This window comes from Cupriavidus sp. SZY C1, assembly GCF_032190535.1.
Taxonomy (GTDB): Bacteria; Pseudomonadota; Gammaproteobacteria; order Burkholderiales; family Burkholderiaceae; genus Cupriavidus; species Cupriavidus pauculus_C.
Genome location: NZ_JAUANU010000010.1, coordinates 184,101 through 208,895 on the forward strand (window position 1 = coordinate 184,101; position 24,795 = coordinate 208,895).

At 68.6% G+C, this 24,795-nt stretch carries 23 protein-coding genes; 15 read left to right on the top strand and 8 right to left on the bottom strand.

What is annotated here, in order from left to right; all coding sequences use genetic code 11:
- Window positions 1-280 precede the first annotated feature (280 nt).
- The 4 genes from QTN24_RS16995 (at window position 281) to QTN24_RS17010 (ending at window position 4,381) form a co-directional block, all read left to right on the top strand.
- Window positions 281-967, top strand: coding sequence for a GbsR/MarR family transcriptional regulator (locus tag QTN24_RS16995; RefSeq protein WP_313838479.1), 687 nt, complete (start codon window positions 281-283; stop codon window positions 965-967).
- 3 nt (window positions 968-970) lie between these two features.
- Window positions 971-2,341, top strand: coding sequence for a cytochrome ubiquinol oxidase subunit I (locus tag QTN24_RS17000; RefSeq protein WP_313838481.1), 1,371 nt, complete (start codon window positions 971-973; stop codon window positions 2,339-2,341).
- Entirely contained in the window at window positions 2,338-3,375 is a 1,038-nt protein-coding gene (locus QTN24_RS17005) for a cytochrome d ubiquinol oxidase subunit II (RefSeq protein WP_313838483.1), read from the top strand. Before QTN24_RS17000 ends, QTN24_RS17005 begins: the two co-directional genes overlap by 4 nt.
- A 67-nt stretch (window positions 3,376-3,442) precedes the next feature.
- Complete coding sequence (locus QTN24_RS17010) at window positions 3,443-4,381, top strand: oxygenase MpaB family protein (RefSeq protein ID WP_409559039.1); 939 nt, start codon at window positions 3,443-3,445, stop codon at window positions 4,379-4,381.
- Between the two features lie 4 nt (window positions 4,382-4,385).
- On the opposite strand, the gene QTN24_RS17015 is transcribed toward QTN24_RS17010, so the two are convergent.
- Window positions 4,386-5,939: an MDR family MFS transporter gene (locus tag QTN24_RS17015; RefSeq protein ID WP_124686133.1), complete on the bottom strand. Its 1,554-nt coding sequence runs from the start codon at window positions 5,937-5,939 to the stop codon at window positions 4,386-4,388.
- 195 nt (window positions 5,940-6,134) lie between these two features.
- Window positions 6,135-8,084 carry a methyl-accepting chemotaxis protein gene (locus QTN24_RS17020; RefSeq protein WP_313838485.1) on the bottom strand — a complete coding sequence of 650 codons (1,950 nt, stop codon included), beginning with the start codon at window positions 8,082-8,084 and terminating at the stop codon, window positions 6,135-6,137.
- 930 nt (window positions 8,085-9,014) lie between these two features.
- On the opposite strand from QTN24_RS17020, the gene QTN24_RS17025 reads away from it, so the two are divergent.
- The 11 genes from QTN24_RS17025 to rfbG all read left to right on the top strand — a co-directional run bounded on the left by QTN24_RS17025 (window position 9,015) and on the right by rfbG (window position 19,515).
- The gene (locus QTN24_RS17025) at window positions 9,015-9,335 is read left to right on the top strand and encodes an RNA chaperone Hfq (protein ID WP_124686131.1); all 321 of its coding nucleotides are present in this window, start codon (window positions 9,015-9,017) and stop codon (window positions 9,333-9,335) included.
- A 243-nt stretch (window positions 9,336-9,578) separates the two neighbouring features.
- A complete protein-coding gene (locus tag QTN24_RS17030; protein ID WP_124686130.1) occupies window positions 9,579-10,760 on the top strand; it encodes a FliC/FljB family flagellin in 1,182 nt (393 codons plus the stop codon).
- Window positions 10,761-10,886: 126 nt separating this feature from the next.
- Window positions 10,887-11,261: a flagellar protein FlaG gene (locus QTN24_RS17035; protein ID WP_313838490.1), complete on the top strand. Its 375-nt coding sequence runs from the start codon at window positions 10,887-10,889 to the stop codon at window positions 11,259-11,261.
- Window positions 11,262-11,309: 48 nt separating this feature from the next.
- Window positions 11,310-12,731 (top strand): flagellar filament capping protein FliD, encoded by a 1,422-nt coding sequence (gene fliD / locus QTN24_RS17040; RefSeq protein WP_124686128.1) that lies wholly within the window; start codon window positions 11,310-11,312, stop codon window positions 12,729-12,731.
- Between the two features lie 17 nt (window positions 12,732-12,748).
- Window positions 12,749-13,198: a flagellar export chaperone FliS gene (fliS, locus tag QTN24_RS17045; RefSeq protein ID WP_313838493.1), complete on the top strand. Its 450-nt coding sequence runs from the start codon at window positions 12,749-12,751 to the stop codon at window positions 13,196-13,198.
- Window positions 13,199-13,200: 2 nt separating this feature from the next.
- Window positions 13,201-13,530 carry a flagellar protein FliT gene (locus tag QTN24_RS17050; protein WP_124686753.1) on the top strand — a complete coding sequence of 110 codons (330 nt, stop codon included), beginning with the start codon at window positions 13,201-13,203 and terminating at the stop codon, window positions 13,528-13,530.
- 74 nt (window positions 13,531-13,604) lie between these two features.
- Window positions 13,605-14,948, top strand: coding sequence for a flagellar hook-length control protein FliK (locus QTN24_RS17055; protein ID WP_313838495.1), 1,344 nt, complete (start codon window positions 13,605-13,607; stop codon window positions 14,946-14,948).
- The gene (locus tag QTN24_RS17060) at window positions 14,945-15,247 is read left to right on the top strand and encodes an EscU/YscU/HrcU family type III secretion system export apparatus switch protein (protein ID WP_124686125.1); all 303 of its coding nucleotides are present in this window, start codon (window positions 14,945-14,947) and stop codon (window positions 15,245-15,247) included. The genes QTN24_RS17055 and QTN24_RS17060 overlap by 4 nt, the downstream gene beginning before the upstream one ends.
- Window positions 15,248-15,434: 187 nt before the next feature.
- Window positions 15,435-17,669 (top strand): tetratricopeptide repeat protein, encoded by a 2,235-nt coding sequence (locus QTN24_RS17065; RefSeq protein ID WP_313838500.1) that lies wholly within the window; start codon window positions 15,435-15,437, stop codon window positions 17,667-17,669.
- Complete coding sequence (gene rfbF / locus QTN24_RS17070; protein WP_124686123.1) at window positions 17,666-18,439, top strand: glucose-1-phosphate cytidylyltransferase; 774 nt, start codon at window positions 17,666-17,668, stop codon at window positions 18,437-18,439. Before QTN24_RS17065 ends, rfbF begins: the two co-directional genes overlap by 4 nt.
- Complete coding sequence (gene rfbG, locus QTN24_RS17075; RefSeq protein ID WP_313838533.1) at window positions 18,439-19,515, top strand: CDP-glucose 4,6-dehydratase; 1,077 nt, start codon at window positions 18,439-18,441, stop codon at window positions 19,513-19,515. The genes rfbF and rfbG overlap by 1 nt, the downstream gene beginning before the upstream one ends.
- Here rfbG and QTN24_RS17080 read toward each other — a convergent pair.
- From QTN24_RS17080 to fliE, 6 genes are all read right to left on the bottom strand, one after another.
- On the bottom strand, window positions 19,499-19,987 hold the full coding sequence (locus QTN24_RS17080) for an acyltransferase (RefSeq protein WP_124686121.1): 489 nt from the start codon (window positions 19,985-19,987) through the stop codon (window positions 19,499-19,501). The genes rfbG and QTN24_RS17080 overlap by 17 nt on opposite strands.
- A complete protein-coding gene (locus QTN24_RS17085) occupies window positions 19,984-20,892 on the bottom strand; it encodes an SDR family oxidoreductase (RefSeq protein ID WP_313838503.1) in 909 nt (302 codons plus the stop codon). The genes QTN24_RS17080 and QTN24_RS17085 overlap by 4 nt, the downstream gene beginning before the upstream one ends.
- 6 nt (window positions 20,893-20,898) lie before the next feature.
- Window positions 20,899-21,465, bottom strand: coding sequence for a dTDP-4-dehydrorhamnose 3,5-epimerase family protein (locus tag QTN24_RS17090; RefSeq protein ID WP_313838505.1), 567 nt, complete (start codon window positions 21,463-21,465; stop codon window positions 20,899-20,901).
- A gap of 2 nt (window positions 21,466-21,467) precedes the next feature.
- On the bottom strand, window positions 21,468-22,784 hold the full coding sequence (gene rfbH, locus QTN24_RS17095) for a lipopolysaccharide biosynthesis protein RfbH (protein ID WP_313838507.1): 1,317 nt from the start codon (window positions 22,782-22,784) through the stop codon (window positions 21,468-21,470).
- A 58-nt stretch (window positions 22,785-22,842) separates the two neighbouring features.
- Window positions 22,843-24,348 carry an alpha/beta fold hydrolase gene (locus tag QTN24_RS17100; protein ID WP_313838509.1) on the bottom strand — a complete coding sequence of 502 codons (1,506 nt, stop codon included), beginning with the start codon at window positions 24,346-24,348 and terminating at the stop codon, window positions 22,843-22,845.
- A gap of 66 nt (window positions 24,349-24,414) precedes the next feature.
- A complete protein-coding gene (gene fliE / locus QTN24_RS17105; RefSeq protein ID WP_124686116.1) occupies window positions 24,415-24,738 on the bottom strand; it encodes a flagellar hook-basal body complex protein FliE in 324 nt (107 codons plus the stop codon).
- Window positions 24,739-24,795 lie beyond the last annotated feature (57 nt).

The following is a 24,795-nucleotide window of genomic DNA, read 5'->3' on the forward strand; positions in this document are numbered from 1 at the left end:
TACACCGGCTGCCGACGCCCTGCCGCAACTCCGGCCCTTTGCCGACGCAATTCCATCCCAGCGCGATCCTGCCGGCGTCCCGTCATCTGGGCAAGCCCTGGGCGTCGTCGGCTATCTCGCCTCGCCACAGCGCGATCGCACTAGCTTTGGGACGTGACACCCGCCCCAGCCCACCCTGCCCCCATAACCCACCCCCACTGCGACACCCCGTCACACCTGCACACGTCCTGCAACGTTTTGTTCTAAACTTTCACAACTTTCTGAAAATTCAAAACAGACAATGCAGCTCTCGCCCCTCGTCCAGCGGTTTGTCCTCCACTTCGGTGAGATGGGTAGCCGGTGGGGAATCAACCGAACGGTCGGTCAGATCTACGCCCTGCTTTTCACGGCGGCGCGTCCGCTCAATGCCGACGAAATTGCCGAATCGTTGGGCTTTTCTCGCTCCAATGTCAGCATCGGGCTCAAGGAACTGGAGTCCTGGAACCTCGTGCGGCTGTCTCACCAGCCGGGGGACCGGCGCGAGTACTTCTCCGCGCCCGATGATGTCTGGGCCATCTTCCGTACGCTGGCCGAGGAGCGGCGCCGGCGCGAGATTGATCCGACGCTGTCGATGCTGCGCGAAGTGCAGCTTGAGACACCTCTGTCCGACGAAGACCGCCACGCGCAGGCCCGCATGAAAGAGATGTACGGGCTGATCCTGCTGGTCACCACGTGGTTTGGCGACATGCAGAAGCTCGACGTCGCCACGCTGGAAAAACTGATGCGCCTGGGCTCGCGCGTCACCAAGTTGCTGGACGTCAAGGACCGGCTGACCACCGCCATCGGCATGGGCGGCGGCGCCCGGCAGAAAGGCGCCGACAAGGGCGCCGACAAGGCCCCTGACAAGGCCACCAAGGCCGTCAAGTCGCCCGCCACGCCGGCCAGCAGCAAATCCCCCGCCAAGCCTGCCCGCCCCCGCAAGGAGTAACCCGTGTTTGCAAGTGTCGATCCGGTGATACTGGCCCGCATCCAGTTCGCCGCGAATATCACGTTCCACATTCTGTTTCCGACCATCAGCATCTCGCTGGCCTGGGTGCTGCTGTTCTTCAAGCTGCGCTACGGCAAGACCGGCGACGAAAGCTGGATGGACGCCTACCGCGTCTGGGTCAAGATCTTCGCGCTGACGTTCGCGCTGGGTGTGGTCAGCGGCATCACCATGAGCTTCCAGTTCGGCACCAACTGGCCGGGCTACATGGAGACCGTCGGCAATATCGCCGGCCCGCTGCTGGCGTACGAGGTGCTGACCGCCTTCTTCCTGGAAGCCACCTTCCTCGGCATCATGCTGTTCGGCATGCGCCGCGTCAGCAACCGCATGCACACCATCGCCACGCTGCTGGTGGCCGGCGGCACGACGCTGTCGGCGTTCTGGATCCTGGCGCTGAATTCGTGGATGCAGACGCCCGCCGGTTTCGAGATGATCGACGGCCGCGCCCACGTGGTGAGCTGGCTGGCCGTCATCTTCAACCCGTCGTTCCCGTACCGGCTGGTCCACATGCTGCTGGCCTCTGGCCTGACCGTCGCCTTTCTGCTGGCGGGCATCTCGGCCTACCGCTGGCTGCGCCATGATCGCAGCCGCGAGGTCATGCATTCGCTGCGCACCGGCGTGATGCTGGCCGCGATGCTGATTCCGCTGCAGATCGTCGCCGGCGACCTGCACGGCCTGAACACGCTGCACCACCAGCCCGCCAAGATCGCCGCCATGGAAGGCATCTGGAAGACGGAAAAAGGCGCGCCGGCCGTGCTGTTCGGGCTGCCCAACGCCACCACGCGGCAGAACGACTTCGAGATCGCCATTCCCAAGCTCGCGTCGATCTACCTGACGCACAAGGCCGATGGCGAGATCCTGGGCATCGACGCCTTTGCCGACCGCCACCCGCCCGTGGCCCCGCTGTTCTTTGCGTTCCGGATCATGGTGGGCGTGGGCCTGCTGATGCTGGCCGTGTCGTGGCTGGGCGCCTGGCAGATCCGCCGGCGCGGCGCCCCGGTCCCTTGGCTGGCGCGCGTGCTGGTGGCGATGACGTTCTCTGGCTGGATCGCCCTGGTGGCCGGCTGGTACGTCACCGAGATCGGCCGCCAGCCCTATCTGGTCTACGGCGTGCTGACCACGGCGCAGGCGGCGTCCAAGGTGCCCGCCACGATGATCGGCAGCACGCTGGCCATGTACCTGTCGCTCTACCTCGTGCTGATCGTGGCCTACATCTCGGTGGTGTTCCACCTGGCCCGCAAGGCCGGCCAGCCCGGCGCCGGGCCGGCCATCGCCACCCCGCAACCCGTCCTCGCCCACCCCAGGAGCCCGCAATGAACCCGGCCACGATGCACGACCTGAGCCAGCCGGCCGGCTGGATGCCGCTGGTGTTTCTGGCGCTGATGGGGCTGTCGATGCTGATCTACGTGATCCTGGACGGCTACGACCTGGGCGTGGGCGTGCTGCTGCGCCGCGCCGACGATGCCGACAAGGACACCATGATCGCGTCGATCGGCCCGTTCTGGGATGCCAACGAGACGTGGCTGGTGCTGGGCGTCGGCCTGCTGCTGACGGCCTTTCCGCTGGCCCACGGCGTGATCCTGACCAACCTGTACCTGCCCGTGGCGCTGATGCTGGCCGGGCTGATCATCCGCGGCGTGGCGTTCGACTTCCGCGTCAAGGCGCGCGATCCGCACAAGCCGTGGTGGAACTTCGCGTTCTACGCCGGCTCGCTGCTGGCCAGCTTCTCGCAGGGGTTGATGCTCGGGCTCTACATCACCGGCTTCCGCTACGACCTGCCCAACCTGCTGTTCGCCGTGGCCGTCGGCCTGTGCCTGGTGGCCGGCTACTGCCTGCTGGGCGCCACGTGGCTGATCATGAAGACCACGGGCAGCCTGCAGCTGCGCGCCATCTACTGGGCGCGGCGCAGCCTGTGGCTCACGGCGGCCGGCGTGGCGGCCATCTCGGTGGTCACGCCGATGGTCAGCGCGCGCATTTTCGACAAATGGTTCGCGCTGCCCAACATCATCATGCTGGCGCCGATCCCGCTGCTGACGATGGGCCTGTTCGTGGCGATCGAGCGGTTCCTGCGGCGCATGCGCAACCTCCACGCGGGCGGCAACGACCGCTGGTGCTGGGTGCCATTCGCGGGCACGGCCGTGATTTTCCTGCTGGCGTTCAACGGGCTGGCCTACAGCCTGTTCCCGTACCTCGTGGTGGACCGCATCGACATCTGGCAGGCGGCCAGCGCGCCGGAATCGCTGATGGCGATCCTGGTCGGCGCGGTGATCGTGCTGCCGACGATCCTCGGCTACACCGCCTACGCCTACCGCGTGTTCTGGGGCAAGGCCACGGACCTGCGCTACGACTGACCCGCCGACCGCGCGCGCCGGGGGTGTATGCTGGCGTACATCGCGCCATCGCCCCCGACTCGTCACCTTGGCCGCTACACCCGACCCATCGAACCGCCCGCCCGCCGGCGCCGCCAGCGGGCTGCTGCTGCAGCGGCTGCGCAGCCATGCCGGCGCGCAGGTCCGCGCGCTCACCCGCAGCAATTCCGGTCTCACGCTTGACTACGACAACCCGCCCGGCGACCCCGGCCTGTTCGGCCCGGACGCCGTCTGCTGGCGCGTCCACGCCGATTTCCCGGCGATGCTGGCGGGCGGCGTCAGCGCCCTGCTGTTGCAGGCGCTGCACCCGCGCGCGCTGGCCGGCGTGTGGGACCACTCCTCGTTCCGCACCGACATGCAGGGCCGGCTGGGCCGCACCGCGCAGTTCATCGCCGGCACCACCTACGGCAGCCGGGCCGATGCGATGCAGTTGATCGAGCGCGTGCGCCGCATCCACGCCTCGATCCGCGGCACCGCGCCGGACGGCCAGCCCTATGCCGCCGACGATCCCGAGTTGCTGACCTGGGTGCACGTGGCCGAGGTATCGAGCTTCCTGGCCGGCTACCTGCGCTACGTGAAGCCGCTGTCACTGGCCGAGCAGGACCGGTATTTCGAGGAAGAAGCGACAGTGGCGGCCCTGCTGGGCGCGCCCGACGTGCCGCGCACGCGTGCGCAGATCGACGCCTACCTGGAAGCCCAGCGCGCCGGGCTGGCCAGTACCGACCGTACGCGCGAAGTGGTGCGGCTAATCATGGCGATGCCGGTGGCCAACCCGCTGCTGATACCGGCCGTGCGGACGATGGCCGACGCCGGCGTGGCGCTGCTGCCGCCGTGGGCGCGCCAGATGCTGGGGCTGCACCGGCCGTCGCTGCGCCGCTCGCTGGCGCTGGCCGGCATGCGCGGGCTGGCGCCGACGCTGCGCTGGGCGCTTGGCCCGGGGCTGGCGGCCAGGGCCCGGCGGCGCGCGCTGGCGCCGCCGCAGGATTAGCCGATCAATCCGCCGTCGCGGCAGCCGCCTTGGCCGCCGCGGCAGGGCTGCCGCGCAGCGTTGTCTCCTTGAGCCGCGCCACAAAGAACGGCGCGATCAGCGACACCCCCGCGCTCAGCAGGAACAGCACGCGGAACGCGCGCTCGGCGGCCACGCGCACGGCGGCGGCATCGCCCTGGTCGGTTGCCGCGATGGCGCGGCGGAACATGCTCATCAGCACGTCCTCGCCGCCGCTCAGGTCCGATACGGCCACGCCGCTATGGCGCAGCAGCGCGATCAGCACCGTCGTCAGCACCGCCACGCCCACCGCGCCACCCAGCAGCCGCGAGAACGCGGTCAGCGCCGTGGCGATGCCCACCTGCTGCGGCGGCACCGAGTTCTGCGTGGCCACCAGCCCGCTCGGCAGTTGCAATCCGATCGACAGGCCCAGCACGATCATGACCAGCGCCGCCGGCAGCACCGCGTGCGGCGGCGTGAACGCCAGCGCCACGATGGCCACCGGCGCCACCAGGCAGCCCGTCATCTGCAGCGGCTTGTAGCGGCCGCTCCACGACATCAGCCGGCCCGAGATATAGGCGCCGAACGGAATCGCCAGCGTCAGCGGCACCAGCCGCAGCGCCGCCGTGTCCGCGTGCGCGCCGCCCACCACCTGAAAGCGCAGCGGCAGCAGCACCGACATCGCGATCAACTGGAAGAAGCACAGGAACAGCGTCAGGCAGCAGATGGCCACGGTCGGCACACCCAGCATCGCCAGCGGAATCACGGGATCGGTCGCGCGGCGCTCCTGCCAGACGAACAACGCCAGGCCGACCAGTCCGGCCGCCAGCAGGCCAATCGTCTGCGGCTCCAGCGGCGAATGGCCTTGCCCCAGGCGCGTCAGGAACACCAGCACGCCAGACAGGCCGCCGCCAAACAGCAGCGCGCCCAGATAGTCGATACGATGGCGGCGGCCGCTCACCGGCAGATGGCGCAGCGCGCGCCGCACCACGACCAGCGCCAGCAGCGACAGCGGAATGTTGATCCAGAAAATCCAGCGCCAGGACAGGAAGTGCGCCAGGTAGCCGCCGATCACCGGGCCGGCCATGCTCGCCACGGCCCACACGCCGCTCACGTAGCCCTGGTACTTGCCGCGCTCGCGCAGCGGCACCACGTCGGCGATGGTCGCCTGCGACACCGAGATCAGCCCGCCGCCGCCCAGCCCCTGCAGGATGCGGGCGCCAATCAGCATCGGCATGGTCGTGGCCATCGCGCACGCCACCGACGCCAGCAGGAACAGCACGATCGAGAACGTCAGCACCGAGCGCCGCCCGAGCACGTCGGACAGCTTGCCGTAGATCGGCGTCACCACGGTCGACGCCACCAGGTAGGCGGAAATCACCCACGCCATGTCCTCGAAGCCGTTCAGCTGCAGCGCGATGTCGGGCAGCACCACGGCCACGATCGACTGTTCCAGCGCGCCGAGCAGGATGGCCAGCATCAGGCCGAAGATCACCTGCATGACAGGGACATCGGGCGGCGGTGCGTCGGGAGTAAGGCTGGAGGCGGGCGCTGCGGACATGGAATGGCTCGGCTGGCAGATGAAGCCCGGCCGGGCTCCGCTGCTCTTCTGTCGGTGAAGGAGAGCCGGTATTTTATGCGACTGCTGAAAACCGTGCTTGTCCGGTCCCTTTCAGCAGCGCGCCGCGCGCCGGGGCGACAGCGGGATCACGGCCCGGCGGCTGCGCCGCCGCCGGGTAGCCCGGCGCGGACAAGGTCAGAACGTTTCCCAGTCGCCGGCATCGGCGGTGGCGGGCACCGGCGCGGCAGCCGGGCGGCGGCGCGCCGTGGCGCCCAGCACCGGTTCCTTGCGCTGGTGCGACACCGGCGCGCGCGGCGTGGCCGGCTTGGCCGGCTGACGCGATAGCACCGAATCGGCCTGCGGCTTGCGCTGCACCGGCGGACGCGCCGCGGCCGGCACGGCGGCCACGCGGGCTGCCGGCTGCGGCCTGGCAACCGGCGCCAGACGGGCCGGCGCCGGTTGCGGCCGGGCGGCCGGGCGCGGCAGCGCGGGCGCGGGCTTGGCGGCAATCTGCCGCACCGCGCGCGGCGCAATCGTTTCCACCTCGGCCACGGCCCGGCCCACCACGCCACGGCCCGACGGGCCGCCGTGCTGGCCCAGGTCGAAGCGCGCCACCTCGGTCACCAGGCTGCCGGCCTGCTGCATCAGGCTTTCGGCGGCGGCGCTGGCCTGCTCCACCAGCGCGGCGTTCTGCTGCGTCACGCTTTCCATCTGGGTAATCGCCAGGCTCACCTGCTCGATGCCGGCCGTCTGCTCCTGGCTGGCCGCCGTGATCTCGCCCATGATGTCGGTCACGCGGCGCACGGCGCTGACGATGTCGTCCATCGTCTTGCCGGCCACTTCCACCTGCCTGGCGCCGTCCTGCACCTGACGCACCGAGCCGTTGATCAGTTCGCCGATTTCCTTCGCCGCCGACGACGACCGCTGCGCCAGCGTGCGCACTTCCGCCGCCACCACGCTGAAGCCGCGGCCATGCTCGCCGGCGCGGGCCGCTTCCACCGCCGCGTTCAGCGCCAGGATATTGGTCTGGAACGCGATGCCTTCGATCACGCCGATGATTTCCGACACACGGGCCGACGACTTGGAAATACCGTCCATCGTGTCGACGACGCTACGCACCGCGCGGCCGCCCTCGGTGGCCACGTCCGACGCGTTGACCGCCAGCTGGTTGGCCTGGCGGGCATTCTCGGCGTTCTGGCGCACGGTCGACGTCAGTTGCTCCATCGACGCGGCGGTCTGTTCCAGCGACGCCGCCTGCTCCTCGGTGCGCTGCGACAGGTCCGTATTGCCGCTGGCAATCTCGCGCGCGGCCGTGTCGATCGACCCGGCCGCCTGCTGGATGCCACGCACCAGCACACCAAGCTGGCCAAACGCCCGCTCCAGCGCGCCCAGCATGCGGCCCATCTCGTCCTGGCTACGCACGACGATGGCGTGGCCAAGCTGGCCCTGCGCCAGCGCCTCGGCGGCATCCAGCGCCTGATGCGCCGGCCGCGTGACCGACCGCGTCAGCGCCACGCCCAGCAGCGCGGCGATGATGGCCGCCGCCACCGACATGCCGATCAGCACGTTGCGCGTGAACTGGTACTGGCGGGTGGCATCGGCCACGGCGGCCATCGCCATCTGGCGGCCCATCTCGGCCACGCCGTCGAGCTGTTCGAAATAGGCCGCCTGCGCGGCCGGCAGCGTCACCACCAGCCCGGCGCGCGCGCCGTCGAAGGCGCCGCTGCGCAGTTGCTGCAGCACGAGGTCGAGCTGGCCGTTGTAGTCGGCGCGCGCCTTGGTCAGCGCGTCGAGCTTGCCGGCGGACTCCGGATTGGCCGATGCCCGCATCACCTTGCCCAGGTCTTCCAGCGTGGCGCTGACCTGGCCGCGCAGCTTGTTCACCTTCTCGGCGTTCTGCTCGGCCAGCGCGGGGTCTTCGGTCAATGCCGCGTCGCGCACCAGGATGCCGATCGTCAGCACCCGCTCCTTGGCCACCTTCAGTTCCATCACGCGCATCAGCCGCTGCTCCACGGCCAGATGCATCGCGTCGTTCATGCTGCCCAGCGCCCTGACCCCCACCGTGGCCACCACGGCCAGCAGCACCACCACGGCCAGGAACGCCAGCGACATCCGCGCGCCGATCCCCATTTTCCGCAAGCCCATCACTTCGTACCTTTCACGTTGTTCGCCTTGTTCGGTTTTGTGCGTGTACGCGCTGCATAAGCCCGCCAAGGGGCATCGCACCGCCCGGTATCGGCGCGGCAGGCTGGGCACTTGAGCGAAAAAATGAAATGGGGGGGAAAGTCGCTGCTCTTCCACAAATTGGTGGGGCAGCGCATGGCGTCTAATCTGCCTCGTGCACTCCGAGTGCCGCCGCAAACGGCGGACGCGGCAGGTACCGCGATCAGACGGATCGCCGCGCAGGACGCGGGCTCAAAAAAAAGAAGCCCACGCGCGGGGTGCTCGTAGGCTTTCAGGACTGCTGTGAAGGGACCGGCTGTACCCGGACCCGAACCGGGAATATAAACCCGCTTACATGAGGTGTAAATCGCGTTTCTATCAGGGATTCCCCTGATGGCGGGTGTAACGTATGGCGCACATGACTGCCAAAAGTGATGGTCCGACTCACTTTTGTACTTGTCGATGATTTACGGACGATACCCGCAAACCTTTAGCTGGCGCGGGCTGCGGGACGCGCCTCCGGCTACGGCCTGCAAGCTCGCGGCCAAAAGTGCTACCTTAATCACAAGCATCACGCAATCGGTGAAATAGAGTAAATCCTCTAGGCCCAGCATCACCGGGGCTTCGTCAACGCTTGTAAAACTTTGTTACTCTCCCGCCTGAAGTATTCCCCTTCTCTCCTGGCAGTGCCGCCACGCCGGCGCAGTTGGGCAGCGTTCGCCACTTTCGTGAAACGCTTGTCTGCTGCAATGATGGTGGCACGTCCCAGCGCCGGTTCCGAGAGCGAATGTTTCAATTCTCGCCGCCGTCGGCCTGGCCGGAACGTCACTTTTAGAGCGACGCCGCCCACAGGCCCCGACCATCGGACCGTTGTCAGCCGCCAGAACCCTCGCGGGCTCTTCCGGAGAAGTTGTGAAGAAGGAAATCAAGGCTCCCAGACCCAGCAGAAAGCTGCAGCAGTTGCAGTTCGCCGCGCACAGCGCCAGCCGCGCCGCGGTGGTTGTCCACCTGTCGAACGGCACGCGTCTCAATGGCGTGGTGCTGGCGTCGGACAACTACATGATCCTGCTGGGGCGTTCCGCGGAAGATGCCACCCCCACGCTGATCTACAAGCGCGCCATCACGGTGGTGACGCCCGCCCATGGCGCGGGCGAGGCCACGGCCATGCTGGACGCCGAGGCGTCGCCGGACTTCGTGCGCCTGTTCATCCCGCGCACCCGCAAGCGCCGCTGAGCGGCCCGGCCAGCGGCCGCCCCCCTATATATATAGCGCCCCGCGGTCGGCGCGCCGATGGCCCGGCCAGGCTGCCTGCACACGTTTTGCCTGCGCCCGCAACGCGCGCAAAAGTCACTCTAAAGTCTTCTCACCCACGGTCGATAACCTTTGCAACGGAGGCACTCTACGCCCTGCAACGCAGGCAGCCAACGTTACGGCAACTGCCGGAATGCCTAAAACATTGCAAATAGGAGTCGTACCATGGCGCAAGTCATCAACACCAACATTCTGTCGCTGCAAACGCAGAGCAACCTGAACACGTCGCAATCGTCGCTGAACACCGCAATCCAACGCCTGTCGTCGGGTCTGCGCATCAACAGCGCCAAGGACGACGCAGCTGGCCAAGCCATTGCCAACCGCTTCACCGCCAACATCAAGGGCCTGACGCAAGCTTCGCGCAACGCCAACGACGGTATCTCGATCTCGCAGACGACCGAAGGCGCGCTGACCGAAGTCAACAACAACCTGCAACGTATCCGTGAACTGTCGGTGCAAGCCGCCAACGGCACGAACTCGCAGTCGGACCTGAAGTCGGTCCAGGACGAAATCGCACAACGTCTGGCTGAAATCGACCGCGTGTCGGCCCAAACGCAATTCAACGGCGTGAAGGTTCTGGCCAAGGATCAGAAGATGACGATCCAGGTTGGCGCCAACGACAGCGAAACGATCTCGATCGACCTGAAGGAAATCACCTCGAAGACCCTGGGCGCCATGGGCTTCAACGTGAACGGCCCGCAAGGCGGCGTGACCGCTGTGACGGCTGGCGACAAGGCCGTGACCGACGTGTTCGGCGCTGGCGCAACCGCCGCTGCCGACGCTACCACCGCCAACACGACGGCTGCCCTGCGCACCGCCCTGGGCGTGTCGACGAACACGGGCGCTACCGCCTCGCTGGTCAAGGACAGCAACGGCAAGCTGTTCATGCAAGTGGCCCTGACCACGGCAACGAACGCCGCCGACGTCAAGGCACTGAACGCCAAGAACCTGGACGACACGCAAGCCAACGTGTACATCGCCATCGACTCGTCGATGGGCACGCTGAACACGACGACCGGTGTGGTTGCCATCAAGGCCGCCACGACGACGTCGGCTGTCACCAACGCTGCCACGGCCAACCCGCTGGCAACGCTGGACAAGGCCCTGGCTTCGGTCGACGCCCTGCGCTCCTCGCTGGGTGCCGTGCAGAACCGCTTCGAATCCGCGATCAACAACCTGAGCACGACGATCAACAACCTGTCGGCCTCGCGTTCGCGCATCGAAGACGCAGACTACGCAACGGAAGTGTCGAACATGACCCGCGCGAACATCCTGCAACAAGCTGGTACGTCGGTGCTGTCGCAAGCCAACCAGACCACGCAAAACGTGCTCTCGCTGCTGCGTTAATCGCCGCGCCGCAGAAAACCGGGCCGCAAGGCCCGGTTTTTTTGCCGGAGTGTTTTGCAGGCAGACCACTGCCTGCAAAGCATTTCAACCGTAGTGTTATCCCTGCCCTACCGGACGGAGCTGACCATGGCATCCACCCAACCCGTTTCCATCCCGGCGGCACGCATTCCCGCCGAACCCGCCGCCGTCACCCACGCCCCCGCGCCCGCCGCGGCGGCCGTGACCGCCGGTGCCGTCCGGCCGGCCGCCGCCGCCCAGGACATGGGTGGCCGCGCCGGCCCGGGCGACATGACGGCCGCCGTCGACGAACTGGTCGACGTGCTCAAGACCACCTCCATCGGCCTGCGGTTCGAAATCGACGACACCACGCACCGCGTGATCACCAAGGTCGTGGACAAGGAAACCGGCGAACTGATCCGCCAGTTGCCCAGTGAAGAGGTGCTGCGCTTCGCGCGCGCCATCGACAAGCTCCAGGGGCTGTTCGTCAGCCAGGCAGTCTGATTCCTCGCAACCCGTCAGTTGAAGCACAACAAAAACAGGTAAAAGAACATGGCAGCGATCTCGAACATCGGCGTAGGCTCCAATCTCCAGCTTGGCGATCTGCTCGACAAGCTGGAAGCGAGCGAGAACACCCGGCTGGACGCCATCAACACCCAGGCCAAGAGCTACCAGGCCAAGCTGAGCGGCTACGGCACCGTCAAGAGCGTGCTGGACGCCTACGCGGCCGCCGCCAAGACGCTGGCCAACGCCCAGACCTACAGCGCCGTGACCGCCAAGGTGGGCAGCGACAGCGTGCTGACGGCCACCAACGACGCCACGGCCGTGTCCGGCAAGTACACGGTCAACGTCACCTCGCTGGCCGCCGCGCAGAGCGTGGTCTCCAAGCAGGTGGCCGACCAGAAGGCCGCCATCGGCGGCGGCACCATCACGTTCGACTTTGGCGAGAACCTGGGCTCGGGCGGCACGCCCACCAGCACCAAGACCGTGACGATCGGCTCGGACACGTCGCTGCAAGGCATCCGCGACTCGATCAACAAGGCCGGCATCGGCGTGACGGCCAGCATCATCAACGACGGCAGCGGCACGCCCTACCGCCTGGTGCTGACGTCGGACCAGACCGGCACGAAGTCGGGCTTCAAGGTTTCCGCCAGCGACAGCGCCGTGGGTGACGTGGTCGCCTTCGACCCCACCCTGGCCACGCAGCCCAACGGCATGTCCGAGAAGGTCAAGGCCGCCAACGCCGCGCTGACGATCAACAACATCGCCGTCACGAGCCAGAGCAACACGATCTCCGAGGCCGCGCAGGGCGTCACGCTGAACCTGAAGAGCCTGGGCACCACCAGCCTCGACATGACGGTGGACACGGCGTCGATCAAGACCGCCGTGGCCGGCTTCGTGGCCGCGTACAACAACGTGCTGACCGCCGCCAAGACGCTGACCGCCTTCGACACCGACGCCGGCACCAAGGGCGCGCTCAACGGCGACGGCACGCTGCGCAACATCCAGGCCCGCATGCGCGCCATGCTGAACACGCCGATGTCCGACGGCAACGGCAAGACCATCACGCTGTCCGATATCGGCGTGGAGTTCTCGCTGGACAGCAGCAACAACGGCACGCTGAAGGTCAACGACGACAAGCTGTCCAAGACCATCACGAACAACATGGACAAGCTGAAGGCCGTGTTTGCCGGCGTGAACGGCGCTGCCGGCATCGGCAAGACCGTGACCGACTACAACGACTCGCTGAACGCCACCGGCGGCGCGCTGTCCGCGGCCACCGACGGCATCACGTCGACGCTGAAGGACCTGGAAGACAAGTACACGTTCACCCAGGACCAGATCACCGCGACGATGGACCGCTACCGCAAGCAGTTCACGCAGCTCGACCTGCTGGTCGCCCAGATGAACCAGACCAGCAGCTACCTGACGCAGCAGTTCTCGGCCCTCAACGGCAGCAGCACCAAGAAGTAATCCAACGGAGTCTCGCCATGTTCGCGCGCCAAGGTATCAACGCCTATGCCCAGGTCGGTGTCCAGACCGGGGTCATGAGTGCCAGCCCGCACAAGCTGATCGCCATGCTGTACGACGGCGCGCGCTCGGCCATCGCCCGGGCGAAGTTCCATATGGAAAACGGCGAGCTGGAAGCGCGCGGCAATGCAATCTCCAAGGCCATCAACATCATCGACAACGGCCTGCGCGCGGTGCTGGATCACGAGGCGGGCGGAGAGATCTCCGCCAACCTCGAATCGCTGTACGAATACATGACCCGCCGCCTGATGCTGGCCAACCTGCGCAGCGACCCGGCCCTGCTGGCCGAAGTCGACACCCTGCTGGAAAACCTGGCCTCGGCCTGGGCGGCCATCGACCCGGCGGCCCCCGCCGACGCCATGCCGCACGAGCCGGCCGTGGCGGCCCAACCCGTTTTGCAGGACAACTGATGATGTTTGCCATGTCCCCCATCGTTCGCAGCTACGAAGAGCTGCTGGTGCTGTCCGAGCAGATGCTCGACGCCGCGCGCGCGTCGAACTGGGACGCGCTGGCTGACCTGCAGAAGGTCTACATGGCCGAAGTGGACCGCCTGCGCCTGCTGGACCACAGCGCGCCGTTCACCGACGCCGAGCGCCTGCGCCGCTTCCAGCTGCTGGAACGCATCCTGGCCCACGACGCCCGCATCCGCGACCTGACCATGCCGCGCCTGGCCGAACTGGGCGCCCTGCTCAACAACTCGCGCCGCAAGCTCGAACTTTCCACGGCCTACGGCGCCGTCTGACCCACGCGCCTCCGGGCCGACCGGGGCGCCGCGCGCGCGCGTGGCGCATCCGTTCCCATCGCTGACACGCGGCCATGACCGGCATCCAGATTCCTCCCAGCCTGATCCCGCATCAGGCCCCGGACCCGCAGCTATCGCGCCCGGCGCTGGCCATCGACAAGCTCGCCGCGCTGATGCCGGTGCCCGACGTGTCGCAGGGCGACGTGCAGTCGTCCACCGGCGAGACGGTGCAGGCGCGCCAGCCCGGCACGCTGACGCCGGGCGGCACCGACCCCCGGCTGGCCGGCCAGACCACCTCCACGCGCGAAACACTGAGCTTTGCCGCCAAGGCGATCCTGGACCTGTTCGAAGGCGGCGACGCCGCGCCGGCACGCCCCGGCGCGCCGCTGCTGGCCACCGCGCCGGCCGGCCAGCCCGGCGCCACGCAGGACCTGGCCAGCGCACTGGCGCGCTTTGTCGACCAGAGCGGGCTGTTCTATGAATCGCACCTGACGCAATGGGTCACGGGCCAGCGCCCGCTTGCCACGCTGCTGCAGGAGCCGCAGGCCACGCTGCGCAACCCCGCCCAGCCCCAGCCGCAAGGCCAGCCCGCTGCGACGCCATCGGCCCCGGCGCCGGCACCGGCCGCGCTGCTGCCCTACGGCGGCCCGTCCACGCCCAGTCCGATGGCGCCGCCCAGCGCGACGATCCTGGCCGAACTGACACGGCCGGTCATCTATCCGCTGTCGACCGGCGTGCCCGCGCACGGCGACCCCGCCAAGCCGGCCCAGCCGTCGCCGGGCAACGCGGCCACGCCGCAGGCGCCACAGACGCCGCCCAGCCCCGCCGCCGAGCAGCGGCTGGCCGCCCATGCCAGCGCCGCCGCGCACGCCTACCAGCTCACGGCCGAGATCTCTCACGAGGGCCACCATATCGCGCGCGCCCAACATGCCGCCATCGTGGCGAGCTGGAACGCGCCCGACAACAGCGCCACCCAGCCGCAGCCCGACCGAGGCCCGCCGATCCATCCGTCCAGCGAGGGCGTGGTGCGCCAGCAGCTTGAACTGCTGGCCTCGCAGCAGTTTCGCGCGACGATCGACGCCTGGCCCGGCATGCCCGTCGACTGGGAAATCACCCGCCATCCGGACCACGTGGCCGAACGCGAGGCCGGCGGCGCGCCGGCCGCCGCCGCAAGCTGGAGCACGCGCCTGCGCCTGAACCTGCCGATGCTGGGCAGCGTCGATGCGGTGCTGACGCTGGGCGCCCACGGGCTCGAAGCACGGCTGGTCGCCGCCGACAGCGACGCCGCCGCGCGGCTGATCCAGGGCCGCGCCGATTTTCGCGCGCAACTGGAGGCACGCGGCATCGCGCTGCTGAACATGAACGTGTCGACCGAGGACGCCCCGTCGACGCCCACCGTCATCGCGCTGCCAGCATGAGCGACCACCCGTCCGACCGCGGCGCCGCCGTCGCCCTCTCCTACCAGTCCAGCGACAACGCCCCGCGCGTGGTGGCCAAGGGCTACGGCATGTCCGCCGAGGCCATCATCGCCCGCGCCCGCGAGGCCGGCGTCTACGTGCACGGATCGCCCGCGCTGGTCAACCTGCTGATGCAGGTGGACCTGGACAGCCAGATCCCGCCCCAGCTCTACGTGGCCGTGGCCGAGCTGCTGGCGTGGCTGCACCGCATGGAAGCCGGCCCCGACGCGGCCAACCCGCTCGCCCTCACTCCGGCCTGACGCCCCCGGCCCCGGCCGGTGGGGCCGATCCGCCACGCCGGCCGCGCTACCGGCCGAAATAGCCCTTTTTTCGCGTTGTGTTCGCGCCGTCGCCCCGCACGGCGGCTTGTTAATTTGTTGGCATGGGACCAGACCATCCATTCCTGGATCGTCCGGGCGTCTGCAGGCCATCGAAAGACACAAGCAAATGAAAAGACAGCCAAGGGGAAGCGGATCGCACGCGCTGGAAGAAGCGTGGGCATTGTTCCGGATCGGCAACTATCAGGCCGCCTACGGCACGGCCGACCAGGCCGGCCGGCGCGGCGCGCCACCGGCGCAGGTGGAATACCTGAAGGGTTACTCGCTGCTGCTGCTGGACCGCGACGCCGAGGCCCTGCCGCTGGCCGAGCAGGCGCTGGCCAGGTGGCCGGACGACCTGGCCCTGCAGGGCCTGCTGGGCATGCTGCTGACCCGCCAGGACAATGCCCGTGACGCCCGGCCGCTGCTGGAACGCGCGCTGGTGGCCCGTCCGGACGACACGAACCTGCAGTTGTCGATGGCGCGCGTCCACACGATGATGAACGAGCGCCGCGCCGCGCAGGACCTTTACCAGCGTCTGGTCGAGACCGATCCCACCAACTACATCGCGTTCGCCAACCTGGGCAACGAGCGCCGCGCCAACGGCGACCCGGCCGGCGGCCTGCAGGCGTACCGCGTGGCCCGCTACGGCGATCCGTCGCTGGCAACCAACCGCTCCAACGTGCTGCTGGGTATGCTGAGCGCCGAAGACACCACCGCCCAGACGCTGCGCGCCGAGGCCGAGGACTTTGCCGCGATGCTGACGCGCGATGCCGTGCCCGCCACGGCGCCGCTGGGCAGCACGGCGCCGCGCATCCGCATCGGCTTCCTGTCCGCCGACCTGGGCTGGCACGCCATTGCCTACTTCCTGATCCCGCTGATCGCCAACATCGACCGCAACCGCTTCGATGTCTACCTGTTCCGCATGAACCGGAAGCACGACGTGCTGACCGAGAAGCTGGCGCAGTACGCCACGGCGATGATCGACGTGAGCACCCTGTCGACGCTGGACACCGTACAGCGCATCCGCCGCGAGGACATCGACGTGATGGTCGACCTGGGCGGCTACACCGGCCAGTCGCCGCTGCTGGTGCTGGCGCACCGCGTGGCGCCGGTGCAGATGACGTGGCTGGGCTTTCCGGGCACCACCGGCATGCCGTCGATCGACTACCGGATCTCCGACTGGACCGGCGACCCGGCCGGCACGGAGAGCCACTACACCGAGACGCTGCTGCGCGCGCCGGTGTTCTGCGCGTTCCATCCGCTGGTCACCAGCCCGCTGCAGGTCTACGAGGACAAGTACCGCGTCAAGGACACTCCCGCGCTGCGCAACGGCTACATCACGTTCGGCTCGTGCAACGGGCTGACCAAGCTGAGCGACCTGACGCTGCGGCTCTGGTCCGCCGTGCTGGCCGCCTGCCCGGACAGCCGCCTGCTGATCGAGGCCCAGAACGTGGCCCGCGAAGGCGTGCGCGAGCTGTTCGAGGCCCGCCTGGCCGCGCACCGCATCGACCTGGACCGCGTGGAGCTGATCGACCGCGTGGCCGAGAACCAGTACGTGATGTACCACCGCATCGACATCGCGCTGGACGCCACGCCGTACACGGGCGGCACCACCACGTGCGATGCGCTGTGGATGGGCGTGCCCGTGGTGTCGCTGACCGGCCCGGCCTTCCACCAGCGCATCTCGGCCGTGTTCCTCAAGGACTGCGGGCTCGACCCGCTGATCTGCGAGGACGAGGCCGGGTACGTCAACATGGCCTGCGAGCTGGCGTCCGACGTGGGCCGGCTCAACGAGTTGCGCCTGTCGCTGCGCCAGCGCGTGGAGACCAGCGCGATGACCGACGCGCCGGCCTTCGCCGCGTGGTTCGAGCAGCAGGCCTACGCGCTGTCGCACGCGCGCAAGAGCCTGCCCGAGGCGATGCCCGCGCGCGAGCAGGGTGTCTACTTCGGCGGCACGTGGTACTCCACCACCGACATGGCGCTGAGCGTGGCCGCCCATATCGAGACCGGCCAGTACGACAAGCTGCACAACGTGCTGGAAAACCTCAGTTCCACGTGGTACCGCCACTGGATGGTCACCTACGGGCTGGCCGTCTACAAGTACCACATGGCGTCGCGCACCGAGGCCATCGACCTGCTGATCGAGGCCATCGGCCAGCGCCCGTACGCGCTGCCGCTGTACCGCCTGCTGGCCGCGTGGCTGGAAGAGAACGACTACGACAAGTCCGCGCTGGCCGGCCTGCTGGCCGAGCAGTTCGGCCTGGACCTGGCCACGCTCGAAGCCGGCCCCATGCCCACCGCGTTCGAGATCGCCGGCATGAAGGTCGAGGTCGTGGACGCGCAGGAGGAGGCCGTCGCATGAAAGCCGTGATCCTGGCCGGTGGCCTTGGCACCCGCATTTCCGAGGAATCGCACCTGCGGCCGAAGCCGATGATCGAGATCGGCGGCAAGCCCATCCTGTGGCACATCATGAAGATGTACTCGGCGCACGGCGTCAACGAGTTCGTGATCTGCCTGGGCTACAAGGGCTACGTCATCAAGGAATACTTCGCCAACTACTTCCTGCACATGTCCGACGTCACGTTCGACATGTCCGGCAACCGCATGGAAGTGCACTGCCAGAAGGCCGAGCCGTGGCGCGTGACGCTGGTGGACACGGGCGAGGAATCGCAGACCGGCGGCCGCCTGCGCCGCGTGCGCGACTACCTGCCGGCCGGCGAGACGTTCTGCTTCACCTACGGCGACGGCGTGTCCGACATCGACATCAGTGCCGAGATCGCGTTCCACCGCCGCCACGGCCGCTGGGCCACCGTGGCCGCCGTGCAGCCCCCGGGCCGCTACGGCGCGCTGCAGCGCACGAACGAGGACATGGTCACCGGCTTTGCCGAAAAGCCGCGCGGCGACGGCGGCTGGATCAACGGCGGCTTCTTCGTGCTGCAGCCCGAGGTGCTCGACCTGATCGACGGCGACCACATCAGTTGGGAACAGGAGCCGATGGGCCGCCTGGCGCGCGAGGGCCACCTGCTGGCGTTCGAGCACGGCGGCTTCTGGCAGCCGATGGACACGCTGCGCGAGAAGAACCAGCTCGAACAGCTCTGGCAGACCGGCAAGGCGCCGTGGAAGGTCTGGTGATGGAGGCGGTCGCCGCTTACCGCGGCCGGCGCGTGTTCGTGACCGGCCACACCGGCTTCAAGGGCGCGTGGCTGTCGATGTGGCTCGCGCGTGCCGGCGCCCGCGTCACCGGCTACGCGCTGGCCCCCGCCACCGAGCCCAACCTGTTCACGCTGGCCGATGTCGCCCGCGACCTGCACGCGCACCACGTCGCCGATATCCGCGACGCCGCGCGCCTGCAGCAGGCCATGCAGGCGGCCGAGCCCGAGATCGTGTTCCACCTGGCCGCCCAGCCGCTGGTGCGCGAAAGCTACCGCACGCCGGTCGATACGTGGTCGACCAACGTGATGGGCACCGTCAACGTGCTCGAAGCGGTGCGCGCCAATCCGTCGGTGCGCGCCGTGGTGGTCGTCACGACCGACAAGTGCTACGAGAACCGCGAATGGCTCTGGGGCTACCGCGAGACCGATCCGCTCGGCGGCCATGACCCCTACAGCGCCAGCAAGGCCGGCGCGGAGCTGGTCGTAGCGAGTTATCGCCGTGCGTTCCTGGCGTCGGCCAGCCAGCATCTGGCCAGCGCCCGCGCCGGCAACGTGATCGGCGGCGGCGACTGGTCGGCCGACCGGCTGATCCCCGATGCCGCGCGCGCCGCGGCGGCGGGCCAGCCGCTGCGCATCCGCCATCCGGAAGCCACACGGCCGTGGCAGCACGTGCTGGAATCGCTGCACGGCTACCTGCTGCTCGGCACCCGGTTGCTCGGCGACGACGCGGCCGCCTTTGCCGACGCCTTCAACTTCGGCCCGGCCGCCAGCGACAACCGGCCCGTCCAGGCCGTGCTGGAAGGCTTGCAGCGTCACTGGCCGCAACTGCGCTGGGAACTCGATGCCGCGATGCGCGCGGCGGCGCCCCACGAGGCCGGCTATCTGTATCTGGATTCGTCGAAGGCCATGCGCACGCTCGGCTGGCAGCCGCGCTGGACGCTCGACCGCGCCCTGCTGGCCACGGCCGACTGGTACCGCCAGGTGCAGGCATCGCCCGCCCAGGCGCGCGCCGTCACCGAGGCCCAGCTCGACGCGTTCGTTAGTCGCGATACTTGACGATGCGGGCCGGATTGCCAGCGATCACCGCGTAATCCGGCCACTCGCCCTTGAGCACGGTGCCGGCGCCCACCACGCAGCCCGTGCCGAGCACGGTACCGTCCAGCAGCACGCAGTTCGCGCCGATCCAGCAGTCGTCGCCGATCACGATGCCGCCGCGCGACGGCATGAAGCGCTGCGCGATGATCGTACGTTCGCGCGAGCGGTACTCGTGGTTGGTCGGCGCCAGCGTGGTGTTGGCCGCGATCAGCACGCCCTCCCCCATCCGCACGCCATTGCCCGAGTAGATCACCACGCCCGAGTTCAGGTAGCAGCGCGGGCCGATCTCGACGTTGCCGTCGCCGCCCGCGAACTTGATCTTGACGAAGCTGTCGATGGTCACGTCGTCGCCCACGGCCACGTGGTTGCCGCGCACCGAGCGTTCGATGTCGGCCAGCGGCGAGATCTTCGCCAGCGTGGAGATCCGGTTCATGGTGTTCCTGCCTTGCTGTCTTGCAGCAGTCTGTCGGCGACGTGGCGCGCGAACGTCGCCATGCGCGACCGTTCGCCTTCGCCTTCTGCGTCGGCTTCATCGGCCCAGTGCCCCGAGCCGAACGTGTAGGCCGCTTCCGCGGGCCCGTGCGTGCCGAGCGATACCGGCACGTCGCGCCCGCTGGCCTGCGCGGCCACGCCGGCGCACAGCCGCGCCAGCGCGTCCATGCCCCACGGCTGGCCGGAGACGTGCGTCACGGGCGGCAGGTGGCCCTGCAGCCCCTGGACGACCGCCGCCGCCAGCCGCTCCAGCGAGACGTAGCAGCGCACCGGCGAGCCGTCGGACAGCAGCCGCACCGCGCCGTCGCGCAGCGCCTGCTGCATGAAGTCGAACGGAGCCAGCGTCCAGCGGTTGAACGTCGACCAGTCGGCCGGCGTGCCGAACAGATTGGCCGGGCGAATGACGGTGGTGCGAAACGGCTGGGCGCGCAGCAGGTGCTCGGCCAGCAGATGGGTCAGGCCGTAGTCGTTGGCCGGCACCGGCTCGGCGGTCTCGTCGAGCCGGCCGGCCGGGCGGCCGAATACGTGGAACGTGGACAGGTAGACCACGTGGCCGACCTGCGCGTCGCGCAACCGGCCGGCCAGCGCGCGCGTGGCGGTCACGTTGGCCGTGAACGCGGCCAGCGGGTCCTGCCGGCACAGCACCTCGTTGGCGGCGGCGGCATGGACGCAGGCGTCGATGCCGGCGGGCAGCGCGGGCAGGCGGTCGGGCCGCAGCAGATCGAACGGCAGGTCGTCATCGGCACGGCGGCCGGCGGTCAGCACGGTCATTCCGGCCTGGCGCAGGACGTCGCGGATGGCGCCGCCCGCGTAGCCCGATGCACCGGTCAGCAAGACGGTCGGCATGGCGGTTCAGGAAAAGTCGGTGTGGGCCAGGTACGCGGCCAGCGACGGGTGCGCGGTGTCGCGCGGCGACAGGATCGGCGTGGCGCCGGCCAGCGCGGGCGCACCGTCCCACCAGTCGATGCCGACGTCGTCCACATGGATGCCGGCGTCGGCCGCCGGCTCATGCACGCTGGAAACCAGGTACCAGAGCCGCGTGTCGTCGACATGGGCGGCAAAGCCGTGCGCGATGCCGCGCGGGATGTAGAGCATGGCCGGCACGTCGGCGCTGAGCATCAGGCTCAGGCTGCGGCCAAAGGTCGGCGAGCCGCGCCGCAGGTCCACCAGCCCGTCGCGCGCGCGGCCGGTCAGGCAGCTCACCAGCTTGGCGTGGTCGTGCGGCGGCCGTTGGAAGTGCATGCCACGGGTCACGCCCGCGTGGGACGTCGACACGTACGATTCGGCAAACGCGGTCTCCAGCCCCTGGGCGGCCAGCGTGGGCGCGTGGAACAGCTTCATGAAGTCGCCCCGCGCGTCGCCCAGGCGGGCGCCGTGCAGCAGAAAGCAGCCGGGCAGCGCCAGCGCCTCGCACTGCATGGTCAGAATCCGATGCCGAAGAACTGTTCGAGCTTCTCGCCCACAAAGTCGAGCATCGACTCCGACAGCCCCGGATAGATGCCCAGCCAGAACGTGTCGTTCATGACGATGTCCGAGTTGGTCAGGTCGCCCACCACGCGGTAGTTGCGGCCGATCATGTACGGCTGGCGCGTCAGGTTGCCCGCGAACAGCAGCCGCGTGCCGATGCGGTACTGGTCCAGGTAGGTGACCACGTCGGTGCGGCGCACGTTGGCCTCGGGCCGCAGCGTCACCGGGAAGCCGAACCACGACGGGTCCGAGTTCGGCGTGGCTTCGGGCAGGATCAGCATCTCGCTGCAGGCGGCCAGGCGCTCGCGCAGGAAGCTGAAGTTGTGGCGGCGCGCGGCGATGAAGCCCTCGGCGCGGTCGATCTGCGCCAGGCCGCAGGCGGCCTGCATGTCGGTGATCTTGAGGTTGTAGCCCAGGTGCGAGTACGTGTACTTGTGGTCGTAGCCCTCGGGCAGGTTACCGAGCTTCCAGCAGAAGCGCCGGTTGCAGGTGTTGTCCTTGCCCGGCGGGCAGTAGCAGTCGCGGCCCCAGTCGCGGAACGACTCGGCGATGGTCTTTAGCGCGTGGTTGTTCGTGAACACCGCGCCGCCCTCGCCCATCGTGATGTGGTGGGCCGGGTAGAAGCTCAGCGTGCCGATGTCGCCGAACGTGCCGACCAGCTGGCCGTTGTAGGTGGCGCCCAGCGCGTCGCAGCAGTCCTCCACCAGCCAGAGGTTGTACTTGCGGCACAGCGCCGTCACCACGTCCAGGTTGAACGGGTTGCCCAGCGTGTGGGCCAGCATGATCGCCTTGGTACGCGGCGTGATGGCGGCCTCGATGCGGCTGGCGTCCACGTTGTACGTGCCCAGTTCCACGTCGACGAACACCGGCACGGCGCCGCACTGCAGGATCGGGTTGACCGTGGTCGGAAAGCCGGCGGCCACGCCGATCACCTCGTCGCCGGGGCGGATGGCGCGATCGCCCAGGCGCGGCGACGTCAGCGTGGCAAACGCCACCAGGTTGGCCGACGAGCCCGAGTTGACCGTCAGCACGTGCTTCACGCCCAGCAGCTGGCCCAGCCGCTGCTCGAACGCGTCGTTGAAGCGGCCCGTGGTCAGCCAGGCGTCCAGCGACGCCTCGACCATCGCCTTCATTTCCGGGGCGCCCACCACCTTGCCCGACGGCGGGATGACGGTTTCACCGGGCCGGAAGCCCGGCGTCTCGCTCTGGACCAGTGCCGCGTACTCTTCGACGAGACCGGCAATCTTTGCGCGTAGAGATTCTTTGCTCATTCCCATGACTCATGCTGGCCTGCCCCGGCATGGTGGGCAGGTCCGTTGTAGTGGCGGATCAGGCGGCGGCCACGGCCTCGGCCGCGAACGCGTCCATGGCCTTGACGACTGCCGCGGGGTTGTCGTGGATCAGGTCGTGGCCGCCGGCCACCTGCTGCACGCCAATCCCCCGGCGGCGCAGCGCGGCCAGGTCTTCCTTGTCCAGGCAGCACGCCACCTTGGCGGTGCGGCGCGGCGGGTGCATCGGCACGTCGCCGGTCAGCACCTGCACCGGCGTGGGCAGGTCGTCCAGCAGGTGCCAGTAGGTGCGCTCGGTCAGCGCGTGCTCGGTGACGCCGTAGATTTCCCAGGCAAAGCGGCGCACGTGCTGGTTGTCGGGGTCGCTGGCAATGGCGCCGCGCAGGAACTGGTGGTTGTGCCAGAGCTTCTTCGCCTCGAACGGCGTGTCCAGCAGCAGCACGCCCTGGCAGCGGCGGTTGTCGCGCGCCATCGCCAGGCCCACCGCGCCGCCAAAGCTGACGCCCACGATGCGGTAGTCGCCGTCGATGGCCTGGTCGATGGCCGGGCGCAGCTCGCGCGCGAACCCTTCGGCCGAGTAGTCGGCCGGGTACCACGACGCACCCGAGCCCGGCAGGTCGGCAAAGACCAGGTTGACGCCGGGCGCGGCGGCCTCGAAGTCCTTCACGCCGTCGATCGAGCCCAGCGAGCCATGCAGCACCACCCAGGTGGGCGCGCCGGCCTTCCACTGCTGCGGCAGCCGCAGCCGGACGATGCCGCTGGCACCGGCCACGATGCGCTCGCCCTTGGTGGTGGCGCGCATCTTGTGGATCATCGCGGCCTTGTGCTGCGCGAGCTTGTCCAGCGCGGGGCCGCCTTCGTTCATGATCCAGCCGATGCTGGCTTCCACTTCCTCTTTCGGCCAGTCCCACCAGCGCAGCGCGTGCAGCCGGGCGCTGGTGGCCTCGTCGAAGCGGCGCTTGACGAACTGGGCGGGATTGCCGGCCCAGACCTCGTAGGCGCCCACGTCGCGCGACACCACCGAGCCGGCGCCGATCACCGCGCCGTCGCCAATCGTCACGCCCGACAGGATCACCGAATGCGCGCCGATCCAGACGTCGTTGCCGATGCTGACCCCGCCGCGCGTGGACGAGAAGTCCGGCACGGGCCGGGCCGGCCGGAACAGCGTGCCGAAGTTGGGCGCCGTGAACGGGTAGATCGTGTGCCAGTCGTGGCGGTGGTAGCTGCCCAGGATGACCTTGACGTCGTGCGCGATCGTGCAATAGCGGCCCACGCGCAGCCGCGCCGGCTGGTCCGCCTGGTTGTGCGGGAACACGGCCGGCACGCCGTAGCTGAAGTCGCCGATGTCGTACAGGTCGGGCCGGTGCAGCCCGATGGCGGTGAACTGCAGGTGGTTCACGCCGTGCCGGATCGTCAGGTCCAGATGGCGGGCACCCACATGGCCGGGCCGGTTCGCCAGGATCTGCCGCGCGATGTCGGCCGCCTGGGCGGGGTTGCCCTGCACCCAGGCGTTGGCCGCGAGCTGCATGGCATCGTCAACCGTCATGTTCTGTGTCGCCATGGCGTTCCTTCTGTGCTCTGGAAATCCGTACTGCTGCCGTGCCGCGCGGGCTTACACCGGCATGTTCATCATTTCCTGGTACGCCGCCGCCAGGCGGTTGCGTACCTGGACGGCCGTCTGGAACGAAATGTTGGCCTTCTGCATGTCGATCATCACGTCGTTCAGCGACACGCCGGGCTTGCCCACTTCAAATGCCTCGGCCTGGCCGTAGGCGCGTTCCTGGCTGGTGTTCAGCCGTTGCAGCGATCGTTGCAGCTCGCCGGCAAAGCCGGACGTGGACGCCGCCGCCGTGGCCTGGGACGCGGTGCCGCCGCCAGCCACCTGCGCAAGGCCGCGCAGTTGCTGGAGCATGCCTTCGATAGAGGAAATGGTCATGGCTCGTACAGGTTGGATGAAGGGGAGACAGGGGGAAATGCGACCTGAAGTCGCCCA